At 56.9% G+C, this 22,691-nt stretch carries 21 protein-coding genes; 11 read left to right on the top strand and 10 right to left on the bottom strand.

The window, feature by feature from the left end; all coding sequences use genetic code 11:
- The first annotated feature begins 67 nt into the window (after positions 1-67).
- The 3 genes from ENN68_04620 (at position 68) to ENN68_04610 (ending at position 4,817) form a co-directional block, all read left to right on the top strand.
- A complete protein-coding gene (locus tag ENN68_04620) occupies positions 68-3,025 on the top strand; it encodes an oligosaccharyl transferase, archaeosortase A system-associated (GenBank protein ID HDS45366.1) in 2,958 nt (985 codons plus the stop codon).
- Positions 3,026-3,288: 263 nt separating this feature from the next.
- On the top strand, positions 3,289-4,194 hold the full coding sequence (gene tfb / locus ENN68_04615) for a transcription initiation factor IIB (GenBank protein HDS45365.1): 906 nt from the start codon (positions 3,289-3,291) through the stop codon (positions 4,192-4,194).
- Between the two features lie 113 nt (positions 4,195-4,307).
- Entirely contained in the window at positions 4,308-4,817 is a 510-nt protein-coding gene (locus tag ENN68_04610; GenBank protein HDS45364.1) for a hypothetical protein, read from the top strand.
- Between the two features lie 115 nt (positions 4,818-4,932).
- On the opposite strand, the gene ENN68_04605 is transcribed toward ENN68_04610, so the two are convergent.
- A complete protein-coding gene (locus tag ENN68_04605; GenBank protein ID HDS45363.1) occupies positions 4,933-6,816 on the bottom strand; it encodes a phosphoenolpyruvate carboxykinase (GTP) in 1,884 nt (627 codons plus the stop codon).
- A gap of 108 nt (positions 6,817-6,924) precedes the next feature.
- On the opposite strand from ENN68_04605, the gene ENN68_04600 reads away from it, so the two are divergent.
- The gene (locus tag ENN68_04600; GenBank protein HDS45362.1) at positions 6,925-7,404 is read left to right on the top strand and encodes an Lrp/AsnC family transcriptional regulator; all 480 of its coding nucleotides are present in this window, start codon (positions 6,925-6,927) and stop codon (positions 7,402-7,404) included.
- Between the two features lie 40 nt (positions 7,405-7,444).
- Positions 7,445-8,971 carry a dihydropteroate synthase-like protein gene (locus ENN68_04595; protein HDS45361.1) on the top strand — a complete coding sequence of 509 codons (1,527 nt, stop codon included), beginning with the start codon at positions 7,445-7,447 and terminating at the stop codon, positions 8,969-8,971.
- A 174-nt stretch (positions 8,972-9,145) separates the two neighbouring features.
- On the opposite strand, the gene ENN68_04590 is transcribed toward ENN68_04595, so the two are convergent.
- Positions 9,146-10,549: a hypothetical protein gene (locus tag ENN68_04590; protein ID HDS45360.1), complete on the bottom strand. Its 1,404-nt coding sequence runs from the start codon at positions 10,547-10,549 to the stop codon at positions 9,146-9,148.
- 236 nt (positions 10,550-10,785) lie between these two features.
- Here ENN68_04590 and ENN68_04585 point away from each other — a divergent pair, with 236 nt between their 5' ends.
- The 5 genes from ENN68_04585 to ENN68_04565 all read left to right on the top strand — a co-directional run bounded on the left by ENN68_04585 (position 10,786) and on the right by ENN68_04565 (position 15,847).
- Positions 10,786-11,691 carry a shikimate kinase gene (locus ENN68_04585; GenBank protein HDS45359.1) on the top strand — a complete coding sequence of 302 codons (906 nt, stop codon included), beginning with the start codon at positions 10,786-10,788 and terminating at the stop codon, positions 11,689-11,691.
- Positions 11,692-11,770: 79 nt separating this feature from the next.
- Entirely contained in the window at positions 11,771-12,703 is a 933-nt protein-coding gene (locus ENN68_04580; GenBank protein HDS45358.1) for a branched-chain amino acid transaminase, read from the top strand.
- 88 nt (positions 12,704-12,791) lie between these two features.
- Positions 12,792-13,331 (top strand): hypothetical protein, encoded by a 540-nt coding sequence (locus tag ENN68_04575; protein ID HDS45357.1) that lies wholly within the window; start codon positions 12,792-12,794, stop codon positions 13,329-13,331.
- On the top strand, positions 13,328-14,488 hold the full coding sequence (locus ENN68_04570) for a hypothetical protein (protein ID HDS45356.1): 1,161 nt from the start codon (positions 13,328-13,330) through the stop codon (positions 14,486-14,488). Before ENN68_04575 ends, ENN68_04570 begins: the two co-directional genes overlap by 4 nt.
- Before the next feature lie 42 nt (positions 14,489-14,530).
- On the top strand, positions 14,531-15,847 hold the full coding sequence (locus ENN68_04565) for an HAD family hydrolase (GenBank protein ID HDS45355.1): 1,317 nt from the start codon (positions 14,531-14,533) through the stop codon (positions 15,845-15,847).
- Here the strand turns inward: ENN68_04565 and ENN68_04560 are convergent.
- Positions 15,550-16,506, bottom strand: coding sequence for an NDP-sugar synthase (locus ENN68_04560; protein ID HDS45354.1), 957 nt, complete (start codon positions 16,504-16,506; stop codon positions 15,550-15,552). The two genes, ENN68_04565 and ENN68_04560, sit on opposite strands and share 298 nt — an antisense overlap.
- Before the next feature lie 96 nt (positions 16,507-16,602).
- Between ENN68_04560 and gatC the strand changes: the two genes are divergently transcribed.
- Entirely contained in the window at positions 16,603-16,884 is a 282-nt protein-coding gene (gene gatC / locus ENN68_04555) for an Asp-tRNA(Asn)/Glu-tRNA(Gln) amidotransferase subunit GatC (protein ID HDS45353.1), read from the top strand.
- A gap of 160 nt (positions 16,885-17,044) precedes the next feature.
- Here gatC and ENN68_04550 read toward each other — a convergent pair whose 3' ends face one another.
- From ENN68_04550 to ENN68_04520, 7 genes are read right to left on the bottom strand one after another with little or no spacing between them, the layout of a single operon-like run.
- Positions 17,045-17,212 (bottom strand): 30S ribosomal protein S27ae, encoded by a 168-nt coding sequence (locus ENN68_04550; GenBank protein ID HDS45352.1) that lies wholly within the window; start codon positions 17,210-17,212, stop codon positions 17,045-17,047.
- Positions 17,213-17,240: 28 nt separating this feature from the next.
- Positions 17,241-17,552, bottom strand: a complete 312-nt coding sequence (gene rps24e, locus ENN68_04545; GenBank protein HDS45351.1) for a 30S ribosomal protein S24e — start codon at positions 17,550-17,552, stop codon at positions 17,241-17,243.
- Between the two features lie 18 nt (positions 17,553-17,570).
- Entirely contained in the window at positions 17,571-17,759 is a 189-nt protein-coding gene (locus ENN68_04540) for a DNA-directed RNA polymerase, subunit E'' (protein HDS45350.1), read from the bottom strand.
- A gap of 25 nt (positions 17,760-17,784) precedes the next feature.
- Entirely contained in the window at positions 17,785-18,399 is a 615-nt protein-coding gene (locus ENN68_04535; GenBank protein ID HDS45349.1) for a DNA-directed RNA polymerase, read from the bottom strand.
- Positions 18,390-20,798, bottom strand: coding sequence for a phosphoenolpyruvate synthase (locus tag ENN68_04530; GenBank protein ID HDS45348.1), 2,409 nt, complete (start codon positions 20,796-20,798; stop codon positions 18,390-18,392). The genes ENN68_04535 and ENN68_04530 overlap by 10 nt, the downstream gene beginning before the upstream one ends.
- 44 nt (positions 20,799-20,842) lie before the next feature.
- A complete protein-coding gene (locus tag ENN68_04525; GenBank protein HDS45347.1) occupies positions 20,843-21,631 on the bottom strand; it encodes a hypothetical protein in 789 nt (262 codons plus the stop codon).
- An 8-nt stretch (positions 21,632-21,639) separates the two neighbouring features.
- On the bottom strand, positions 21,640-22,641 hold the full coding sequence (locus ENN68_04520) for an HD domain-containing protein (protein HDS45346.1): 1,002 nt from the start codon (positions 22,639-22,641) through the stop codon (positions 21,640-21,642).
- Positions 22,642-22,691: the final 50 nt, after the last annotated feature.

Here is a 22,691-nt window from a genome sequence, read left to right as displayed (position 1 = left end):
AAATGATAGCTATTTATAAAAGCGCATCTGAACTATAAAGGGGACGGTAAAGGGGAGATAAGAACGGATGGAGCTACCACAGATTCAGGTGAAACGGATTGATAAGCTGTCGTTGATCTATGGCGTCGCGGTCGCGCTGCTGGTCGCTGTATCGCTCTACATACGGGTCGCACTGCCCTATGACAGTGTGCTTGGCGGCGCGTTCGTGCGCTTCGGCGGTAACGACCCCTGGTACCACATGCGCATCGTTGATAACACGCTCCATAACTTCCCGCACCGGATCTATTACGATGCTTATACGTATTACCCCTACGGAACGACCAAGGGGTTCGCGCCACTCTTTGGCTACCTCCTTGCGGCCATTATCTGGATAATCGGGCGGGGGAACCCGTACGCTACGCTTGGCCAGGATAGCATCGATGTTATCGGTGCGTGGTATCCCGCGGTGCTGGGCGCGCTTACGGTCATACCCGTCTATTTCATTGGCAAGGCGGTGTGGAACCGTAATGCGGGGCTGCTTGCCGCTGCGCTTATCGCGATCCTTCCCGGGCAGTTCCTGTCACGGTCCATAGTGGGGTTCACGGACCATCACGTAATGGAAACCCTGCTCAGCACGACTGCTTTGCTGTTTTTCATTTTGGCACTCAAAGCGGCGAAGAATAACGAAATCACCTATTATTCGCTACTGGAAAAAGACTGGACCGCATTGAAACGGCCGATTAGCTATTCTCTTCTCGCTGGTATATTCCTCGGGAGCTTACAGCTCGCGTGGATCGGTGCCCCGCTCATCATGTTTGTCTTGATCGTGTATGCCATAGTGCAATATATAATTGACCACCTACGAGGAGCGAGCACAGATTATCTGTGCATAGTGAGCATTCCGGCCTTTATTATAGCATTACTTATGCTAGCACCGATACCCAAGTTCGGCGCACTCACGGGCATTCAGATGATCTCCATTTTCCTTGCTATCGCGGTAGTCCTGGCGCTGGGCGCGGTTTCATTTGTGCTGAACGCCAAAAAAATAGTGCCATATGTATTTCCTATTGTTGTTGTTCTACTCGCAGTGGTCTCACTTGTTCTGCTGAACGCTCTGGCACCCGCGCTCTATGCAAATGTTATCGGCGCGCTTCATGTCTTCGTCCCTTCGGAATCCAGCCTCACGATCGCGGAAGTGCACCCGATGCATATCTTCTCGCAGTATACGGGCAAGATTGTTGATGGCGAGGCCTGGCGGTGGTTCAGCACGACCTTTTTCATCGCCTTCGCCGGCTTTATCTTGCTCGGCTACAACATCGCGAAGCAGTTCCGTGCTGAAGAGGTGCTCGTCCTCGTATGGAGTGGCATCATGCTCTTCGCCTGCTTCGGGCAGAACCGTTTTGCCGCGCACTATGCGATCAATGTCGCACTGCTCTGCGGTCTCGTTTGCGGGGCTATTATTGATTATGTCTGGTCACGCGGCAAACCGTCGAGAACCGGCAAAGCGGCTACAAAGGGTGGCAAGGTAAAAGGGAAGATGAAGCTGAACGCAAAAGGCGGCGCGACAGAAAAGTCAAAAACCAAAACTACCGCTGCAGAGCCGGAAAACCGGCTCAAAGTTAATACCGGAAAAATTAGCGCTACCGTACGGCCTGAGCTCATCCTCGCGATTCTTGCTATTGGTCTGATCGTCTTCTACCCGCCGCTCACGACCACATTAGCGAGTGCGCGATCTGGTGGCGGGCCGGATGATAACTGGTATAAAGCGCTTACGTGGATGAAGGCGAACACACCCGAGCCAGGTCTGGATTACTACGGGCTTTACGAGGAGCCACCCTTCAACGAGACGACGAACGAAAGAGGGGTATATGATTACCCAGAACCCGCATATTCGGTTATCAGCTGGTGGGACTACGGGCACTGGATCACCCGTATCGGCCACCGGATACCTGTCGCTAATCCGCTCGGCCAGGACGGTATCGGCGGCCCCTATCGAGATAATGCCCCAGGTGCCTCTGTCTTCTTCATTGCGAATAATGAGCCTGATGCGAACGAGATTGCCGATGCGCTCGACGTGAAATACGTGGTCAGCGATTTCATGATGGCTGATGTCTGGAATTCATACTACAACAAATACGGCGCGATGACCGTCTGGGCCGGCGACCCACAACGGTACAGCAGCCTCGGGTACTACTACTATACCATGGTGGCACGCTTGCACATGTTCGACGGTACACGCACCAACGTGGATGGCACGATCTTTCCCGCCCTGCACCACTATCGCCTGGTGCACGAGTCTCCCACGTTCTTCCTGCCCATACTCTTTATGGACACGAACACGGGCTACATGAACTGGCGGAGCTACTCCAACGACTATACCACGACTGCCGCGCAGGCGCAGATCCTGCACGGGCATCTCTTCGAGTTCCCTGCCGGAACCTGGATCGAAGACGACCTGAACAACAATACGCTGCCGGAACTGCTCGTTAGCGCCTTTACGTCCTCCGGCATACCCTTCTCCGAGCAGAGCACCGTGAGCAAGATGGACGAAGGCCGGTGGATGATCCGCGATGTGACCAACAATAACGTCTTCATCATCGCCAGGACCGAAGAGGGGATGCTGCGGGTGAACCTCTACGGGGTCGGGACCGGGCAGGAGAATCTTAAAGCATGGACGCCCGAGTACCTCAACCCCGTGGGCTTCGTGAAGGTCTTCGAGTACGTGCCGGGCGCGCACATCACCGGTACCGCCGCGAATGGCTCCGTCATCGAGATTTCCACCGCGATCACCACGAACCAGGGCCGGCGGTTCACCTACGCGCTCGAAACCACCGCTTCACCGACCAACACCTACGAGTTCATTGTGCCCTACTCCACGGACGGCCCGATCGCAGGAGGTACACAGTTCGACCTCTCCGTAACCCCCTACACTCTGCGCGCAGGGCATTATGAGAACGGGACGTTGATCTGGGATACGGAGCAGGAAGTCCATGTTTCCGAAACGGACGTGCTCAACAGAGGAACGATCACCATCGACCTGTTGTGAGGTGCGTGAGCGCGACGAGGTGACAACAGCTACACCACCGGTTCGCACGGCGCCCCGCCCGTACCGTTGTCCGCCAGGATAGGGAATTAAATTTCCTGCAACTTTATATAGTATGAATGTATAGGTACTATCGTAACACCTTCCTTGGGAATAATGAAACTCCTTAGGATTACAATAGTAAATTATTGTGCGCTGAGTTCTGCAGTTCTTATGAGCGCGAGCGAGCGTCGTGTTACTCCGGTTTAGAGGTGCGGAGAGAATAGATGGGTGAGCGAATACGGACATGTCCTGAATGCGGATCGAAGAACATCGTCGTTGATTCAAAGCATGCTGAGTTGTACTGCGGTGACTGCGGGGTCGTCCTGGTCGAGGATATCGTTGATCTCGGCCCTGAATGGCGCTCCTACGACGAAGAACAGGCAGCGAAGCGGATAAGAACCGGACCACCCATGAGCTACCGGATACACGACAAAGGGCTGGGCACGCCGATGCCCGGACTGCCGGCACGTACCAAGCGGTTGCGCGGCATAAGCATCGACTCCAGCGACAAGACCCTTGCACTTGCGCTCGTCGAGATCGATCGCATGGCCTGTGCCCTGAAGCTCCCGAATAATATCAAGGAAGAGACCTCGGTCCTGTACCGTAAGGCGATGAAGAAGAACTTGATCAAGGGCCGCAGTATCGAGGAGCTGGTCTCCGCAATGCTGTATATCACCTGCCGCCGGTACGAGGTACCGCGCACCTTGAAGGAGATTGCCGCGGTCTCCCGGAGCCCGTTGAAGAAGATTCGAAGGGCCTATATCTTTCTCCTGCGCAAGTTGGAGATCAAGCTCGCGCCGGCCAATCCTGCACTCTATATCCCGCGATTCTGCTCGAAGCTCGGGCTGAGTGAGGAGATCAGGGAGCGGGCGATTGAGATCCTGAAGGATGACCAGGGAACCGGCGTCGCAAAAGGTTGGGGGCCGATAGGAACTGCCGCAGCCGCCATTTACATAGCCGCGATGCTGAGTGGCGAGAAGATCACGGAGAAGGAGATCGCTAAAGTCGCTGGCACTACCGAGATCACGATCAGGGACCGGTACAAGGAGCTGGTTAGTCGGTTGAATATCGACATGCTCGCGCCGCATACCACGCGAGAAGGGAAATACCTGGGGCTTGGAGTTACGTAACGTAAGTAAACCCAGCCGCGTCTTCTACGGATTGGGGGTTCTTTGGTAGCTCATTGCTGTACCATATAATTAATACAGAATCCGGGTAACCTGCACTGCACTGCACGAGCGTCATGAAAGCCATCATCAGCGTATACGATAAAACAAAGCTGGTAGAACTCGCGAAGGCATTGCACGAACGCGGCATCACCATTATCGCAACCGAAGGTACCGCCCGGACCATTGAGCGCGAAGATATCCCGGCCATTCCGGTTGCTGCGTTCACCGGTACCCCGGAGCTGCTCGGCGGCAGGGTGAAAACGCTGCATCCCCGCATCCACGCTGAGATCGCGACCGGGGAAATTGGTTTCGTCGTCGTCAATCTCATACCCCCTGATCAGAACTCCACGAAGCCGCTCGACCGAATGGACATCGGTGGCGTAGCGCTGCTCCGAAACGGGATAAAGCACTTCGAGCACGTTACCGTGATCGTGAACCCCGCGAGCTATGATGAGGTAGGTGCAGAGCTCAGAAAAGACGGAACGATCGCTCGTACTACTCGCCTGCGACTGGCAAGAGCGGCTATGAGCTATCTTTTAACGTATGACGTAAAAATCGCGCAGATGCTGGAGCTACTTGAGTAGTCCTTTCCGCGGTCGCTGATCTGATCGCTCTCGTATCCTCAGTCCGGTCATTGGGTATAGCCTTTCACTGACCAAACCAGCCGGTGATGAAAATACGCTGCATATCGTGCCCGTGCTATTCAAAGGCAAACGGGGATATGTAGTCCCCGTGTTGTTTCCGCGCCTCCTCGAGCCGTTCTTTCTGCTCGGCCAGAACGGTATAGAGCGCCGGCGGCGTGTCCGGCACGTTCGTCCGGTAAAACTGCTCCACGCGCTCGATCTTGGCCAGATTCTCCCGTACCCGCACGGTGAATTGCTGGCGGTACGCTGCTTCAGTATACTGCTTCTTGAGCACCGCTGCAAACAGCTCCTTGAGGTCATTGTAACGCGGAATACCCCCCGTGGGCGTTATGAACACCTCCACCTCGTTATGCACACGCCGCTCCATCCACTTCAGCCAGACCGCTTTGTCCGCCTTATCGTTCAGGAATTGCCCGCGTTTGTCGCGTATGAAATAGTTTACCGAGAAGATGCGCGGCGGCGCCTGCAATACCGTACCGAATTCGAGGTGCGCATCGATATAGGCGCCCAGCGGGATGGAGAGGAAATCCAGGTTCGACATCGGGTTGATCTTGCGCACGCCCTCTTTTCCCAGTGTCGCTGCGGTCGTCTCAGACTCCAGTGCGGCGCCCATGGTGATGACGCCGTGCACCCAATCAAAGGATTCCTCGAGCGGGACTTTCGTGTCCGAATCCCGGCCGCCGTAAATGATACCGCCGATCTCTACACCAGAGGGATTATTCAGCTCAGGATCGAGATTCTCTAAGAGCTGCATATCGAGCGTAAAGCGGGCATTCGGATGTGACGGGGGTATCTCGTTGCCGTCCTCATCTTTCTTCCCGAGGTACCACGCACCCGAGTGATTGAGCCCCCTTCGTGGTACTTCACCATCTTTCCCGATCCAGTATACCCCTTTATCCGCCGTTACCAGCACGTTGGAGAAGATGATCTCCGCCGGGCTGTGGAGCGCATCCCAGATGATCGGATCATCTTTGGCATTAACGCCCTGAATGATCCCGAATATGCCCCGCTCCGGATTTACGGCACGAATAACACCGTCCACTATCCGTAGATACGCGATATCATCGCCCACGATCGTCTCACCCTCCACCATAGACGTGGAGGTCTTACCGCAGAGCGAGGGGAAGGCCCCGGTAAAATACGTCACACGGTTATGTGGCCCGTGCACACCCATGATGAACATGTGCTCGGTCAGCCAGCCTTCTTCCGATGCACGACGGATCGCGGGCCGCATCGCCAGCTTCTTGTGCCCGATCGTGTTCCCGCCATACTGGGTATTCGCACTGTACACCGTTTCGTCCTCGAGATCGATGTACACGCGTCTATTCTCGATGTCCGTGCAGTTCTTGCGTTCGTCCAGCTCGCCCGCGGAATGCACGAACGTGAAGAACCGCGCCGTTCGGCCCAGGCGCACGAACTCCTCGTAGCCCTGCCGGTAGAGCAGATCCTCTGAATGCGCGACATAGCCGGAATCAGTAAGCTGAACGGCAGGGATGGAGAAGGTTGAGCTGAGCGGGCCCAAACAGAAGAAACGGACAAATAACTGGTGCCCCTTCATGATACCCTTCAAGATCTTGTGTATCTCTTCCAGCCCGGCCGCTCTACCCATGGCATTGATATCCGAGCCCAAATCAACGCCCGGTGGTAGCAGAAACTTCGTGTTCTTCTTGTCGCGTGCCTGATCGTAATAGCCATCGAAATGTGCCGTATGACCCGCGAGCGCGAGCTCAAGCTCCTCACCCGCCCGGATCGCCGCCTGCCGCACGTACGCGATATCCTCGACCGAATCCGTGCTGACAAATACACTATCTGGCTCACAGAGCTCAACGTACCGAGCTATTAAATGGTGCAGTGGTGGATGATCGATCTTCTCGAGTTTCCGAGCGTTGTCCTCACCCACCAGTGCGCTTAATCTCTCCACTATTCGTCCTTCTTCCATCTATCTGTACCCCTCCAGTTGCTTCACCGTCCGCTTTCGCAATCGTTGCTCAGCCAAGAAGAAAAAAAAGATAACTATTTATAAAATTTTCGATATTTATTTTTACAAATGGAATACCTGAAGCTGAAGAATAAGGACAAATGCATCCTCCGCGCGCTGCTCGCGGACGGACGTCGCTCGTACTCCGAACTGGGCCGGCAGTGCGGGGTGAGCAGACAGCTTGCCTTAGAGCATGTCCGGAAGCTTGCCGCAGCGGGTATTATCCGGGGCTTCTCCGTCTCCCTGGACGCTGAGAAGCTCGGGTTCGCGTTCCAGGCCTACACGCTGATCATCGCCAAGCCCGAGCGGCACCTGCGCGAGGAGCTCTCTGCGTTCTTAAGAGAGAGCACGCACGTGCGGAGGATCCAGCTCCTCTTCGGCCGGTTTGATTTCTTCCTCGAGCTGCTGTTCAGGGACAAGAACGAAATGACCGCGTTCCTGCAAGAGCTGCAAGCCTTTGAGGCGATCGAGCGAACTGAGACGTTTATCGTGAATCAAACGATCAAAGACAAACCGGATGACGCGTTTTTAGGCTTCCTTGCACAATAAATAAATACATATCCAGATAGAACGGTACAGGCGTGGACTCATGAGGATCACTCTGGCTACCGGGCGGAAAGCGGAAGGCATGGTGCGGGATGCGCTCAAAACCGCGGCTGTGCCCGATATCTCCTGCAAGGTGCTGACGCAGGACTTGAACATCGCCGCGTTTAGCACTCCGAGATCGTTGAAGCGCGCGCTCGAGCAGCAGCAGCACGCGACAGCGAGCGATCTGATATTAATCTCGGGCTTCTGTACCGCGGACTTCAGCGCCCTGGAAGCTGAGCTAGGAACACCCATACGCCTGGGACCACGGCACGCATACGACATTGGCGAGGCGTTACGATACCTGGAGGAGATCGAGTTCTCGGCACACGTTCCGGCCGATCAGTTCCTGACGACCAAGCGCCGAGCGGCTGCGAAGCAGAACCTGGAGGAGTTTGAGCGCCGAGCACGAGCGGTATTCTCCCTGAACGGGCTGAAGATCGGCGGTGGTTCGCGGATGAAGGTCTGCGCGGAACTCGTGGACGCCACGCTCATGACCGCGCGAGAGATACAGCGGCTCACGCACCAGTATCTGAGCAGCGGCGCGGACATTCTGGACGTGGGTGTTCATATCGGTGCGACCACAAGCGAGGTGGCACGGGCGGTACAAACGGTGCGGTCGTTCGCGCCGCACGTGCCCGTTTCCATCGACTCCCTTGATGTCGAGCATATTCGCACGGGTGTCGAGAACGGGGTGGACATGGTGCTCAGCGTGAACCGGGAGAACATTCCGGAGATTGGTGCCGCAGTTGCGGATCACGATGTGGCCGCGGTCGTTATACCGGACAGTGCTGACCCGCGGACAGCGAATGAGAGCTTGCTGGCGAATATAGCAGAAGCGAGAGCGGCAGGCATTACCCGCATCATCGGCGACCCGATCTTGAATGCCGTGGGCTATGGCATCGCCGATTCGTTGTACAACTATTATACGTTCCGCATGCAGGACAAGCACACCCCGCTCTTCTTCGGCGTCGGCAACGTCACTGAACTCATGGACGCTGATTCCGTGGGTATCAACGCGACCCTGGCCGGCATCGCTTCTGAACTGCGGGCCGATATCCTCTTTGCACCGGAATGCAGCGATAAGGCCCGGGGGAGTGTGCGCGAGTTGCGCGTGGCCGCGGAGATGATGCTGCTCGCGCGTGCGCGTCGTAGCGCACCGAAAGACCTCGGCATTGACCTGCTTGTACTCAAGGAGAAGCGGAAAGGACCACTTACTGACGTGCACGGCGATCAACTTGTTGCTGCGGCACCGGCCGAAACCTGGCAGCGTGATCCCCGGGGCTTCTTCAGGATCTTTCTCTGCGTGCTCGATAACGCAAGCGATTCACCGCGGCAGATCTGCGCGCACCATTCGCCCAGTGGCAAGCGGATCATCGGTGAAAGCGCAGGGGCGATAATGGATACGATACTACGTCTGGAGCTGGCTTCAATGCCGTCCCATATCGCCTATTTGAGTAGAGAGCTCACCAAAGCTGAACTCGCTCTCCGGCTGGATCGCACGTACGAGCAGGATGAGGCGCTCTTTTGATACCCGCGTTCTGCGGTGGTAACTGAGTGCGGCATCTGCTCATGCTCAGGGTTCCACCCGTACCGTACGGCCCACCAACTGCGAACGACCGTACGCACGGCCGTTGCAAACGGCGGTCTCGAAAAAAGAAAAGAAAAGCAGGAGTGCGAATAACGGATAGTTCAGCAGACTAAGCTAAGCGCTCTCCAGTGCTTTCTTTGCTGCGTCTACCGTCACGTCCTCCAGTTGCGCAACTGACGGATCGAAGCTCCGCTCCATGTTCCGCAGTTCCGCTGCGGTTAGCCCCGCTCGAATCGCGATCTCGAACTCATTTACTCGTTCGGCAACGCAGACTTCGCCCACCATCTGCGCGCCCAACAAGCGCAGAGTAAAGGCGTCGAAGATCAATTTCATGGTCATCGAGGTCGCACCGGGGAAGTATCGCGCCTTGACGAGCTTCGTCGCTGTGCCGCTGATCGTCTTTATACCCGCCCGGGTTGCCGCATCGGTGGTCACACCCACGGAACCCATCAGGAGCCCGCAGCCAATGTCCGCGACCGTCGGGCTGATGCAGTACTCACAGGTAGAGTATAAACGTGGCTGGCCCAGGATGTCGCTCAAGATGTTGTCACCGATGACCCGCGCCTGAACAACAGCGGTCGAGGCCATTTGATTCAATTTCGGACGATGGGTGATGCCATCAACGACCTCAACACAGTCACCGAGCGCGTACACCTCGTTCAACGAGCGCCGTCCTCGCTTCACATGCATTGAGCGATCAGTAACGATTCCGCCCGTCTCACCGATCGCAATTCCCGCCGCCTTCGCGAGATCCGTCTCGGGCAGCATCCACTTACCAATGATCACGATCTCGGCCGGGATCTCCTCTTTATCCGCCGCCGTCTCACCGATAACGACTGACCTCACCCAGCCATCCTTGCCCTTGATCGCCGTTATCTCGCGCCGATCAAGGATGAATCGCATCCCGTTCTTCTCCAGACGCTCCTTGATGATATCGCCTGTATCAGGATCCAGGCTCGAGGGTAATAACGACGGCGGTCCGCCGAGAATCGTGGTCTTGATGCCCCGTTCCGCAAATGCAACGGCGGATTGCAAGCCGATAATTCCGCGACCGCGGACAAACGCATGCTTCACGTCATGGGTCTTCAACGCCTCTTCGATCTTACACGCATCATTCTCGTCGTTAAAGGTAAACACACCGTCCAGCGTCGTCTCTTTCACCGACTGCTTACGCCCTGTTGCGATAACGAGGTAATCGTAATTCAGGGTTTCGCCATTCTTCAATTCCACGCTCTTCTCGTCCAGATTGAGCCTCGTAACCTCGCTCTCGCTCCGGAAATCAACGCCCTGCTCGAGGTAGAATCCGGGCTTCTGGATCTCCGTTCGCTCCAGTTCATACCAGCCGCGCAACGCAAAGGGCAAGCCGCAGGTGGAGACCCAGCCGCTCTTCTCGCGCTTGATTAAGGTTATATGGAGCCCGTCCGGCACCTTGTCCTTATCCGCGAACAAGTTCCGCAAGACGAATATTCCCGCGACGCCACCGCCAACAATGACAACTTCCTTTGGTTCCTTTGGCATTTTGCATCCCCGCTCCTTTTTCCCTTTTAGAATGCTAAACGTGAGTAACTGCTCATCGTATAAATAATTTCCGGTTTTGTTTTTGTTTGTGCGCGCGGGTTCACCCACACGCCCGTGACCGAGCGGAGAGGAGAGCCTTATGTAAGCAGCGCCTTATTATCTATCCCTACGAGGCGCCCGTGAACGGCACGTCGAAAGCTCGTATCGTGCGTGCGTGACGGTGGCAAAAGGACGAGATGGCTGCAGCGAGAAGCGGGAAAGGGCATGGGCGCGCCAGTGGCGCGGGAACGATCATCAATGCCATTGCGACCCTGAGAGGCGCGGCCTTCGGGCTCGATCTCTGGACTGAGGCGGAGGTGGAACTGGGTGCAGACCTGAAGTTCGTACAGGGAGAGATCAGGGATGACCGCGGAGCGGCGATGCCGGGGGATACCCGGTTAATTGAGCGGTGTGTGGAATTAGTGCTGCGGAAGTTCGACATGCCGTACGGCGCGTACGTAAAAACGCGCAGTGAAATACCCCTTGGGAGCGGTTTGAAGAGCAGCAGTGCCGCGGCAAATGCTACCGTGGCTGCGACCCTGAATGCGATCGGGGTCGAAGTGACGACCCTGCCCGGCGCTTTGGAGGCGATTGGGATCGGGATCGATGCCGCGCTCGATGTGGGCGTTTCCATAACGGGCGCGTTTGACGACGCCTGCGCCTCCGCGCTCGGTGGCATTGTCATCACCGACAACGAGAAGCGCGCGCTGCTGAAGCGAGTCGAGCGAGATGCCACCGTTCTCATCCTCGTGCCACGGACGCAAGCGTTCACCGCAGATACGAATGTGGTACGATCAAAGGTGATCGCGCCGTGGATCGGTCGTGCGCACGAATGGGCGCTGGACGGCAGGTTTGATGAGGCGATGACCTTGAACGGATTCCTGTATTGCGCGGCGCTGCGCTTCGACCCGGAGCCGATGCTCAGAGCGCTGGAATGCGGCGTAGCGGGCGTGAGCCTCTCGGGCACCGGGCCGTCATTCGTCGCCGTGTTGCACGAGGATGAGGAGCTCGAGGAGCGAGTCAGAGAAGCATGGCGTAGCTTGCAGCTCGAGGCGCGGATACTGAAGCGGCGTATTCAGAACCAGCCGTCCTTTCACTTCTAACCTAACTGTAGAGACTTTTAAGCGAAAAGTGATTATTAGAAAAGCGGCGATTCGATAAGACGGAGAGGGGGAGATACTGATGGCAGAGGCCTTTACCGGCGAGGGGAAAATTTGGCTGAACGGCACGTTCGTCGAGTGGAAGGACGCGAAGGTGCATGTGCTCGTCCACGGGTTACACTACGGCTCGGGCGTCTTTGAAGGGATTCGATGTTACGCGACGGAGCAGGGTGCGTTCATCTTCAGGCTGAAGGAGCACATGGATCGGATGTATCGGTCTGCGGCAGCCTACCAGATGGAGATCCCCTACACGAAGGCGGAACTGAGTGAAGCGATCAAGGGGACGATCCGGATCAACAAGCTTGACGCATGCTACATCCGTCCGATCGCGTTCTTTGGCTATCATCACCTGGGATTGAATCCAACGGGCTGTCCGGTGGATTGCGCCATCGCGGTTTGGCCCTGGGGTGCGTATTTGGGGGAAGAGGCTGCGGAAGGCGGAATCCGCTGCACCATCTCGCCCTGGCGCCGAATAGACCCGACCACCTTGCCGGTCACCGCAAAGGCCGTGGGTCACTATCTCAATTCGATCTTAGCCTCCCTGGACGCCAAGGCGCGGGGCTTTGGTGAGGCGATACTGCTCGATACCCGTGGTTACATTGCTGAAGGCCCCGGTGAGAACGTATTCATGGTGAAAGAAGGCATCATATACACGCCGGAAGCGGACTCCTCGATCTTACCCGGGATCACGCGTGCCTCCGTGATGGAACTCGCACGCGATATGGGCTATACGATCGTAGAGAAACGGATAACGAAAGAAGAACTCTGTGCGGCAGACGAAGCTTTCTTCACCGGAACCGCCGCGGAGATGGCGCCGATACGCGAGATCGACGGCGTGCTGATCGGCGGCGGGCGAAAAGGAGCGGTCACGAGCGCGCTCCAGAAGAAGTTCTTCGCGGTACTCAAAGCACGCGAGCCAAAGTACCTGAAATGGCTCGAGCCCGTGTCTCCGTAAGACCGGCAGCGTCGTGACTTCATCAGCGGCCCGTTACCGGTAGATGCACGCGCTATCGCTATGAACTCCTACGGTAGGATGTGACTGAATGAGCACCGCGATAAGTTCTGATTCCGGGGAGCGGGCGGAGACTGCATGGCACCTGCGGGAGTCAGCAGACGTTCTACAGGCCTTGCGGAGCTCGGATACGGGACTCGATGCGGTTGAGGTGCAACAGCGCCAGGCGCAGTTTGGACCGAACGAGCTCACCGCGGAGGAGCCGCTTTCTGTGCCAAAGCTCTTGCTCGCACAGTTCAAAAACGCGTTTATCCTTATCCTGCTCGCGGCGACGGTGATCTCCGCGGCGATCGGGGACCTTCTGGACTCCGTGGTAATCGCGGCAGCCGTCCTGCTCTGCGTTATCCTGGGCTTTCTCCTCGAGTATCGCGCTGAAAAAGCGATCAAGCGCTTAAAAGCGCTTACCGCGCCCACTGCGGCGGTGATCCGTGCAGGCAGTGAAGAGCTGATATGCACGTGTGATATTGTGCCGGGAGATATTCTGCTCCTCCGGCCGGGCGACCGCGTAGCTGCGAATGCGCGCCTCATCGAAAGCAAGAATCTCACGGTAGACGAGTCACGTCACTCCTGACCGGTGAATCCGTTCCCGTGAACAAGGACACAGCGGCGCTGACGGCGGCGGCCGTGAACCTTGCGGAGCGGAGCAATATGGTCTATCCGGGCACCACCGTCCTGGAAGGCCGGAGAAGGTGTGTGGTTACCGCTACCGGCATGCAAACGGAGTTCGGGAAGATTGCCGGGATGCTCGCTGCAGAGCCCGAAGTGGAAACCCCACTCAAACGACGGATTAACGAGATCGGGCGGTGGTTGAGCACCGCGTATGTGATCATCTGCGCAGCTATTCTCGCGGTCGGGGTGCTGCGCGGCTACGAGTTCCTGGATATGCTTATCTGGGGGATCAGCCTGGCGGTCGCGATCGTCCCCGAGACCTTGCCGCTCATCGTCACCGGAACGCTCGCGGCGGGTGTGCAGCGGATGGCGCGGAATAAGGCGATCATCCGGAAATTACCGGCTGTCGAGACCCTGGGCTGCATCACCACGATCTGCGCAGATAAAACCGGAACGCTGACAAAGAACGAGATGACCGTTCGCATCCTGTATGCCGGCGGACGGATGATCGAGGTTACCGGTCTGGGTTATGAGCCGGCCGGAGAATTCCTGGATCAGGAAACTGGCGAGCAGGTGGATCTCGCTACGAATGCATCGCTACGAATGGCCTTGCAGATCGCGGCGCTCTGCAACGATAGTGGCATTCGGAGAGAAGCTGCGGCCGTTAAGCTCAATGGCGCTCCCACCGAAGGTGCATTAGTGGTCGCAGCCGAGAAGGCGGGTCTCAAGAAGCAGGACCTGGAGCAGCGCTATCCACGTGAGGCTGAACTCCCCTTTGAACGAGACCGGATGCGAATGACCACCATTCATCGAGACACGGAGACCGGGAAGCTCGTGGCGTACGTCAAGGGCGCCCCGGAATCGCTCGTGCAGCTCTCGAACCGAATCTACCGCGAGGTCAACGGCGAGACCCGGGAAGAGCAACTCAGCGCGGACGAACGAACCAGGGTAGTAATGCTGAGCGATGAGCTCGCCTCACGTGCCTATCGGCTCATTGGCGTGGCATATCGCGAATTGCGGGAAGATGACCTGGAGCAGCTCACACCTGAAACGGTGGAGCGTGACCTTATCTTCGTTGGGCTCCTGGGCATGACTGACCCGCCGCGGGAAGAGGTATAAGAAGCGATCGGGTACTGCAAACGGGCAGGGATCGTCCTCATCATGATCACCGGCGACCATAAACTCACGGCGGTTGCGAGCGCAAAGGAGCTTGGGATCATCCCGGGTCCGTCGATGACCGGTGCTGATCTGGAACAATTAAGTGACGCGGAGTTTGAGCGCGTCTCGCCTGAGCACAAATTGAGGATCGGCGAAGTCTTGCAGCGGAACGGCGCGGTGGTTGCGATGACGGGCGATGGGATCGACGATGCACCGGCGTTAAAACGGAGCGACGCGGGTATCGCCATGAACTCAGGAACTGACGTCGCGAAGGAGGCCGCTGATCTGGTGCTGACAGATAATAACTTCGCCACGATCGTGGCCGCGATCCATGAAGGCCGCGCCATTTACGATAACGTCAAGAAATATCTCACGGACATCCTCTCTTATGGCGTTGCGGAGGTCTGCCTCCTGGCAGGTGCGTTCTGCTACGGGCTCCCTTTTCCGCTGATCGCGATCCAGATCCTCGGGGCGAATATCGTCATCGAAGACTTACCGGCGATGGGGCTGGGCGTAGAACCCCCAGATCCCGACATCGTGGACCGGCCACCGCGAGACCCGAACGAACGCGTCTTCACCGGAGGCATGCTCAAAACGCTCGCACTTATGGCTGCAGTAATTGTCAGTGGTTGCCTCGGTATCTTTCTCCACTATCTGCCCCGCTCTGCGCTCCCGAAGGCGCAAACGATGGTCTTCGCGACCTTTATCCTCTACGAGCTGATCAACGCCTTCACTTGCCGCTCTGCACGGCATTCGCTCTTCCGGATCGGGATATTCTCAAACAGAGGGCTGATCCTTGGCGTGTTCGGGTCACTTCTGCTCCTGCTCTTCGCGGTCCAGCTCCCCTCCATCGCGCGATTTTTCCACTCAGTCCCCCTATCGGGTTGCGAATGGGGGCTGGCGCTCGGTACCAGTATCTCGATCTTCATTGTCGTTGAGCTCTGGAAAGCGGTGAAAGCGCGAGGCAAGAGAAAAAGGGCTGAACAAGAGAATAAACAAACCGCCTATCCGCACGTACACAGTCATCGAATACAATTCACGATCTCTTCACCTTCGATCACCGCATTCTGCTGGATGATGCTGTTATGGAGTGTAGTATCAGCCAGCAGTGCCCCGGGAAGCACGACTGAGCTGTACAGCTTGCTCTTGCGCAGCGTTGCTCGGCTGCCGATGACCGCGGGCCCGCGCACAACCGAAGCATCAACCCGCGCGTGTTCGCCGATCGCCACGTTGCCCTGGATATCGCAATCGTCAATCTCCGCGGTATCCGCACACCGAAAGTCGCCCTTCTCCAGTATCCATCTGCTCGCCGCCAGATAGCCCTCGAGGTTGCCCACATCGGCCCAGAAACCCTCAACGACACACCCGTAAACCTCGCCGCGCGCGACGAGCCGGGGGAACAAATCTTTGGAGAAATCGAACGCACGATCCGAAGGTACTAGTTCGAGAGCCTCGGGCTCCAGGATGTACAGGCCGGTGTTCGCGAGGTTAGAGAAGCACTCGCCCGGAGCGGGCTTCTCCTTGAACTGCAGGATCTTCCCGGTCGCAGCGAGCTGCGCAATCCCGAAGAGCGACGGATCCAGCACGGGCAGTAGGGCGATAGTTACCAGCCCCCCGTGCTCATCGTGAAACCGCAGCAGGTGTCGCAGGTCTATTTCGGTGATGTTATCGCCTTGAATGACCAGCATCCGTTCGCTAATTGCCGCGTTCTTCACCGAGCCCGCGGTTCCTAACGGCGCGGGCTCCTCGGGATAGGCAATTGTCAAACCGACTCGACGCCGGGTGAGATACTCGATCGTCTGCTCGCGCAGGTAGTTCGTGGTGATGACGATATCGTTCAAGCCGTAGCCCGCGAGGTAATCCAGGATATAATCGATCACGGGCCGATTCACGAGCGGGATCATCGCCTTCGGCACCGTAGCCGTGAGCGGTCTGAGCCGCGTCCCGAAGCCCCCCGCGAGGATGACTGCTCGGGTCATCGGTCTTTGGCATTACGTCTTTCTTGCCCTATGAAGAATAAGGTATTTCTGTAGATAAATTTGTTTGATACCTGTAGGAGAAGGCACTGCAGCAGCATGCTGAAAAAAGAAGAGATCGAGCACCTTGGATGGCTGGCGCGGATAGCGCTGAGTGAAGCGGAGAAGGGCTTGTTTGAGCAGCAATTGAGCTCGATCCTGGATTACTTCGCTGTTCTGGATGAGGTGGACACGACCGACGTTGAGCCGACATACCACGTCATTGGCATCAAGGATGTAGTGCGGCAGGACGAGCCGAAGGAGCAGTTAAAGCAGTCAGAAGCGTTGCAGAACGCGGCAAAGACGGAGAAGGGGTATTTCAAAAGCCCGCGGATCTTATGAGTGCCCTGCACCGTGAGCTTCACGCCGCGCACTGACTGACGTGCCGTTATTCCATTCCACTCACTAAAGAAAAGAAGAGCTGGGCGGATAGAGCGTCACCGTGAGAACCGGCAAAAGGGATCGCTCCTGCGCGGTTCCCGACGGTGTCTCGCTCCGCGCTTTATTGCTTCCTGAATTCGGTATAGCCGCATTTGCCACAGGAATACCGGTCTTCGTGCTCGGCCAGGAACACCCCCGCGCCGCATCGCGGGCACATCTTCCGCTTCCTGCGCGCCTTTACCGTCCCTTTTTCCTCGACCAGCTCGTAAAATCCGTGTGTTGTCGCCATGTTTCTGTTCTTCGCTCCCGGGTTTAGCCTATTCTGCACCTGCTTTTGCCGCTCCGGCGCCCTCAAAGTTCCGTGTGAGGATATGCTTCCGCTCGATCTCGTTCAGCCGCTCTTCGGTCTCGTAGAGCTTCGCATAGCCAACCGTTTCCCGCTTACCATACTCGGTATTCATCCGATCGATGACAAGCAGGTGAGAATTGCACGTGAGCGCTTTGATCAAGGCGCTCCGCGCTTCCGCTCTACTCGGCGATGCTCCCTCAGCCTCATGCTTCAGCTTAAAAGAGATCTCCTTCCGCTTCAGCAATTGATTATCCTTCTTTTCCACTATCTCGATTTCCATCTCGGTTTCTCACTCACCTCATCTTACCTTCAAGGCGTACCTACCCGCCTTCGTGATCTCTAATTTTTCCGCGATCGCCGAGCCTTTCGCATCAATGATCGCCAGATAACCCGTCCAATCCGCGCTCATCGCATTCGAGCCACAGATACAGACCGCCCGTCCCGCCTCTATGAGTCGGTGACAATCTCTGCACGCCTTATCCATCATCGTTCCTCCTTCGTCGTTTGCTTATTTACTTCTTCGCCGGTTCCGTTCCTGCCGGTTTCACCTTTCGCGCCGCTTCATTCTCCTTCGCGGCCGCTTTCTGCCGCTCCTCTTCGAGCCACTCCAGTTTCCCCAAACCAGGCTGCCGCATCGTTAAGCCGATCTTACTCTCACTGGGATCACGTTCGTTGAGTGAGATAGCGACGATTCGCGCGCGAAGGCGATCGCCTTCACCCAGCGTCCTGCTCGTCTCCTTCGTTACGAGCTTCGCATTCTTCTCGTCATACGAGATGTACTCATCAGTAATCTGACTGATGTGCAACAACCCGTCGAGCGGGCCAATCTCGACGAAGGCGCCGAATTCGACGATCTCCACCACTTCGCCTTCCACGATCTCCTGCATCTTCGGTCTGAACACGAGCGCGTCAAACACCGTCTCGTAATAGACGCCCGCGTCGCCGATCATTATCCGCCCTTCTTTAATATCCACGACGTCCAGGATCGCGATGAACATCCCGACCTTCTTATCCAGACGGCCTTCCAGCTTATCCTGGAGCATCTCCGTGACCACCCCATCCAGATCGTCTCCCAGCCGTTCTGGAGGCACCCGTACGACGTCAATTGCGCGTATCTTTACGTACATTTTCCTAATCGCTTCTCTACTTCCGCCACCTGTAGCCGTGTGGAAATAACCGCATCGCTATTCAAGGACATTGAGTCGATCCCGCATTCCACGAGGAACTCGGCAAATTCGGGGAAATCGCTTGGCGCCTGACCGCAAATGCCGATCTTCCGCCTCGGCTCGTGCTCGTGCGCGACGTCGATAACATGCTTCACCAACCGCTTCACCGCTTCGTTACGCTCATCAAAGAGGTGCGCAACGAGATCTGAATCGCGATCAAGCCCCAGCGTGAGCTGCGTCAGGTCGTTCGAGCCGATGCTGAAGCCATCGAATACGTCGGCGAATTCATCGGCCAGGATCACATTCGAGGGGATCTCACACATCACGTATACTTCCAACCCCTCCTCGTTCTGCTTCAAGCCGTACTCCGCCATCGTCTCGATCACCTTACGTCCCTCCTCGGGCGTTCGACAGAAGGGGACCATGACCTTGATATTGGTCAGCCCCATGTCCTCGCGTACTTTCTTGATCGCCCGGCATTCCAGGCCAAAAGCGGCTTTGAACTTCGCATCATAGTAACGAGAAGCGCCGCGCCACCCGAGCATGGGATTGCTCTCCTGGGGCTCATAGAGATACCCGCCGATGAGATTGGCGTACTCATTCGTCTTGAAGTCAGAGAGCCGGACGATCACGTCGTTCGGATAAAAGCCAGCCGCGATCTTCGCGATACCCATGGCGAGATTATCGATGAAGAATTGCACCTTGTCAGAATATGATGCACTCCGCTCATCGATCGCCTTCACGACGTCCGCGATGCGCTCGTCCGCTTTAGCCTGCGCCTGCAACTGCTCGTAATCGAGCAGTGCGCGCGGGTGTATGCCGATGTATGAATTGATAATGAACTCCTCGCGGGCCAGTCCGACCCCGTCATTGGGGATTTGCCCCTGGACGAACGCCGTGTCAGGTATGGCGGCATTCATCATGATCTGCGTGCACGGTCGTGGCAGGTTCTCAGAAGAGCGCGTATCCACGCGGTATTTGAGCTTCCCCTCGAAGATCCGCCCAGTGCCCTCCGAGCAATCGACCGTGACCGCTTTGACATCCTTCAAGAGCTTCGAGCCCTTATCCGTGCCGATGACACAGGGTATACCGAGCTCACGGGAAATGATCGCGGCGTGACAGGTTCTACCCCCTCGATCAGTGACGATCGCACCCGCGACCTTCATGATCGGCTCCCAGTCCGGGTCGGTCATCTCCGTGACCAGCACCTGTCCCGGCTTGAATTTGTGGATGTCGCTCGCGTTCAGGATGACCGTCACCTCGCCGGACCCGATCTTGTGCCCCACGGCTTCACCGGTGACCAGCAGGTTACCGCTCTCCTCGAGCACATACGTCTCGATGGCTGCGAGATCCTTCTGTGAATGCACCGTCTCCGGTCGCGCCTGCACGATAAAGAGCTCGCCGGTACGCCCGTCCTTGGCCCATTCGATATCCATCGGTAGCCCGTAATGCTCCTCGATAATGACCGCCCAGCGGGCGAGCACCAGCAGCTCATCGTCCGTCAATATGAATTGCTGCGCCTCCTCCTTCGTGATATACTGCTGCTCGGTCCCCACCTCGTTCTCCTTGTAGACCAGCTTCTTTCGCTTCGTACCCAATTTCCGCTCCACGATGGGATGGAAGCCTTGAGCCAGCGTGGGCTTGAAGACATAGAACTGATCAGGATTGACGGTGCCCTGCACGACGTTCTCGCCCAGCCCGTAAGCGCCCGTAAGGTAAACCGCATTGCTGAAGCCCGATTCGGGATCGATAGAGAAGATAACACCGGCGGATGCCAGATCAGACCGAACCATCTTCTGCACGCCGACGGAGAGATAAACGCTGAGATGGTCGAAGCCTTTATCAACACGGTAGGAAATTGCCCGATCGGTGAAGAGCGAGGCAAAGCAGTCCATCACCCGCTCCATGAGCTCCTCCTCGCCCCGAACGTTCAAGTAGGTCTCCTGTTGCCCGGCGAAACTCGCGGTTGGGAGATCCTCCGCGGTAGCACTGCTCCGTACCGCAACGTCCACATTCGTGCCGTAGCGCTGCTCCATCTCCCGATACGCCGCACGGATCTCATCCTCGAGATCCCGGGGACACGGTGCCGTCCTGATCAGCTCACGCAGCTTACGACCACGCGTGGATAAGTTCGCCATATCATGCGTATCCAGGTCTGCCAGCGTCTCCTCGATCTTCCCGCGTATGCCCGCCTGATCAATAACATACCGGTAGGCCTCCGCAGTGACCGCAAAGCCGGAGGGCACATTCACGCCCTTCGCGCGCAGATTTTGGATCATCTCGCCAAGAGATGCATTCTTACCGCCGACCAGAGCTACATCTCCTGACCCTACCTCTTCAAACCACTTTACAAATTTCATTATTCGCTCCCCATTTGGTGTGTGCACTCATACAACGATAGGATTCAAATAACCTTTTTTACCCCTACATATAAGAGCGGGCTGCACATATAAAATGCTGTCAACGCGAGTACCACGAAGGCGAGATAAACGAACCCGAACGAGAGTAGATAAGAAAGAAAGAGCGCGAGAAAGATAAGCCCCACGGTGACCGTGATGCGCCGATCTCTGAGCTTGTGATAGCGTATTCGACTCGTCATCAAAGAGCAGAGCAGGGCCATCACGCCAATCAGCAGCGCCGCGCTCGTTACTGGCGGGATCGGTAGCCCGGTGATCAGGAGCATAAAGGAGGCCAGGAACATGGCGCTGCCGGTAATAGGAAAGCCGAGGAACTCGTCGCTCCGTTCTCGTTGTTCGTGAGCACTCGTTACGAGCAGGTTCGCATTGAATCGCGCCAGCCGGAGCATGCCGCAGATGATATATGAGCCGCCGATTGCGAGAGCGAGAGCGCTATACGGCGCGGCCAGTCCAGAAGAGTCCGTGATGAAGACATAGGCAAGAATCGCCGGTGCAATACCGAATGAGACCATATCGGCAAGCGAATCGAGGAATTCACCCAGCAGCGAGCTCTCCAATGCTCGCGCTACTATACCGTCGAGACCATCGAGCACGGCCGCGAGTAAGATCAGGATGAGCGCCGTGGCCATTGTCGTTCCCGTGCCCCTGCGGTCATCAAGTACAAGGATAATCGCACCGAATCCGAGCATGGCATTGAGCATCGAAAAGAGATCGGGTAATCTGATCACCCGAAGTATACTGTGAACGGTCGTGGTGTCCGCAGTCTCTTTGTCCATAGCCAGCCTCAGGTTCTCTCGCGCTCCTGAGCTGCTGTTCTCTTCTTCTCAGGGCTCAGGTAGAGGAAACGATCCAGGCTGCGGATGAAGTCGCTCCAGATACCATCCTTGCCCTTTCCTTCCTCATAGCGCTGGAGCTGCACGAATTCCTGGAGCTGCGAATCGAGCATGTCCGCATGACATAACGCCTCAGCCTCTGCGAAGAGCGGTCTGACCGGAGAGCCCCACTCCCCGTAATTATGGTGGCTCAGAATGAGATGGAGCAACCGCAGACGCAGTTCATCGGGAAAGTCTTTGTATCGTCGTATGCTCTCGTCCACCATCTGATAGCCGAGCACGATGTGGTTCACGAGCCCGCCCTCATCCGTGACATCGATTCGGACGGTATATTCATAGGCCGCGGTCTTCCCCAGGTCGTGCAAGATGGCCCCGGCGAGCAGCAGATCGCGATCGAGCTCTGGATGAAGGCCAGTAATCGTCTCGCAGAGCGTCACCACCGCGAGTGTGTGCTCGAGCAGCCCGCCGATATAATTGTGATGATGGATCTTCGCGGCTGGCGCTTTCTTGAAGGCTTGCGCACCGGCGGGATCAATGAGGAACGAAAGAACGATGCGTTTCAGATACTCGTTCTCAATGCGCTCGGCCTTCGCCAGGAGCTCGACGAACATCTGATCAATGTCCCGCGTGGTCCGGGGGAGATAGTCGGTGACATCGTAGGATATCGCACGCCGTTCGATCCCGTTGGGCTCGAAAATGAGCTGCAGCCGGCCCTTAAACGAGTCCACAACACCCCGTACACGAACGATATCCCCGAGTTCAAAGGTCGCGGCCACCGCTTCTGCACGGTCCCAGCAGCGCGCCCAGATACTGCCGGTGCTATCGCCGAGTTTCACCTGGAGATAGTGCCCTGGTTTCGCAACGAATTCCCGCAACTCCTTCTCCATGACGAGGAACGTGGCGTCGACACTGCTACCCGTCTTTAAGTCCTTTACCTGCTTCGATCCACTCATGTTCGTTCCTTCCTCTTCACGGCACACAGCACGCCCTGCATCTGCGACGG

The organism is Methanomicrobia archaeon, assembly GCA_011049045.1.
Lineage (GTDB): Archaea > Halobacteriota > Syntropharchaeia > Alkanophagales > Methanospirareceae > JACGMN01.
The sequence above is the reverse complement of the archived record's forward strand: the minus strand, read 5'-3'. Positions and strand labels throughout refer to the sequence as shown.

What these genes read in the sequence shown, in the direction of transcription:
- ENN68_04620 (HDS45366.1), top strand. Translation starts at nt 68, where the DNA reads ATGGAGCTACCACAGATTCAGGTGAAACGGATTGATAAGCTGTCGTTG.
- tfb (HDS45365.1), top strand. Translation starts at nt 3,289, where the DNA reads ATGGGTGAGCGAATACGGACATGTCCTGAATGCGGATCGAAGAACATC.
- ENN68_04610 (HDS45364.1), top strand. Translation starts at nt 4,308, where the DNA reads ATGAAAGCCATCATCAGCGTATACGATAAAACAAAGCTGGTAGAACTC.
- ENN68_04605 (HDS45363.1), bottom strand. Translation starts at nt 6,816, where the DNA reads ATGGAAGAAGGACGAATAGTGGAGAGATTAAGCGCACTGGTGGGTGAG.
- ENN68_04600 (HDS45362.1), top strand. Translation starts at nt 6,925, where the DNA reads ATGGAATACCTGAAGCTGAAGAATAAGGACAAATGCATCCTCCGCGCG.
- ENN68_04595 (HDS45361.1), top strand. Translation starts at nt 7,445, where the DNA reads ATGAGGATCACTCTGGCTACCGGGCGGAAAGCGGAAGGCATGGTGCGG.
- ENN68_04590 (HDS45360.1), bottom strand. Translation starts at nt 10,549, where the DNA reads ATGCCAAAGGAACCAAAGGAAGTTGTCATTGTTGGCGGTGGCGTCGCG.
- ENN68_04585 (HDS45359.1), top strand. Translation starts at nt 10,786, where the DNA reads ATGGCTGCAGCGAGAAGCGGGAAAGGGCATGGGCGCGCCAGTGGCGCG.
- ENN68_04580 (HDS45358.1), top strand. Translation starts at nt 11,771, where the DNA reads ATGGCAGAGGCCTTTACCGGCGAGGGGAAAATTTGGCTGAACGGCACG.
- ENN68_04575 (HDS45357.1), top strand. Translation starts at nt 12,792, where the DNA reads ATGAGCACCGCGATAAGTTCTGATTCCGGGGAGCGGGCGGAGACTGCA.
- ENN68_04565 (HDS45355.1), top strand. Translation starts at nt 14,531, where the DNA reads ATGATCACCGGCGACCATAAACTCACGGCGGTTGCGAGCGCAAAGGAG.
- ENN68_04560 (HDS45354.1), bottom strand. Translation starts at nt 16,506, where the DNA reads ATGACCCGAGCAGTCATCCTCGCGGGGGGCTTCGGGACGCGGCTCAGA.
- gatC (HDS45353.1), top strand. Translation starts at nt 16,603, where the DNA reads ATGCTGAAAAAAGAAGAGATCGAGCACCTTGGATGGCTGGCGCGGATA.
- ENN68_04550 (HDS45352.1), bottom strand. Translation starts at nt 17,212, where the DNA reads ATGGCGACAACACACGGATTTTACGAGCTGGTCGAGGAAAAAGGGACG.
- rps24e (HDS45351.1), bottom strand. Translation starts at nt 17,552, where the DNA reads ATGGAAATCGAGATAGTGGAAAAGAAGGATAATCAATTGCTGAAGCGG.
- ENN68_04540 (HDS45350.1), bottom strand. Translation starts at nt 17,759, where the DNA reads ATGATGGATAAGGCGTGCAGAGATTGTCACCGACTCATAGAGGCGGGA.
- ENN68_04535 (HDS45349.1), bottom strand. Translation starts at nt 18,399, where the DNA reads ATGTACGTAAAGATACGCGCAATTGACGTCGTACGGGTGCCTCCAGAA.
- ENN68_04530 (HDS45348.1), bottom strand. Translation starts at nt 20,798, where the DNA reads ATGAAATTTGTAAAGTGGTTTGAAGAGGTAGGGTCAGGAGATGTAGCT.
- ENN68_04525 (HDS45347.1), bottom strand. Translation starts at nt 21,631, where the DNA reads ATGGACAAAGAGACTGCGGACACCACGACCGTTCACAGTATACTTCGG.
- ENN68_04520 (HDS45346.1), bottom strand. Translation starts at nt 22,641, where the DNA reads ATGAGTGGATCGAAGCAGGTAAAGGACTTAAAGACGGGTAGCAGTGTC.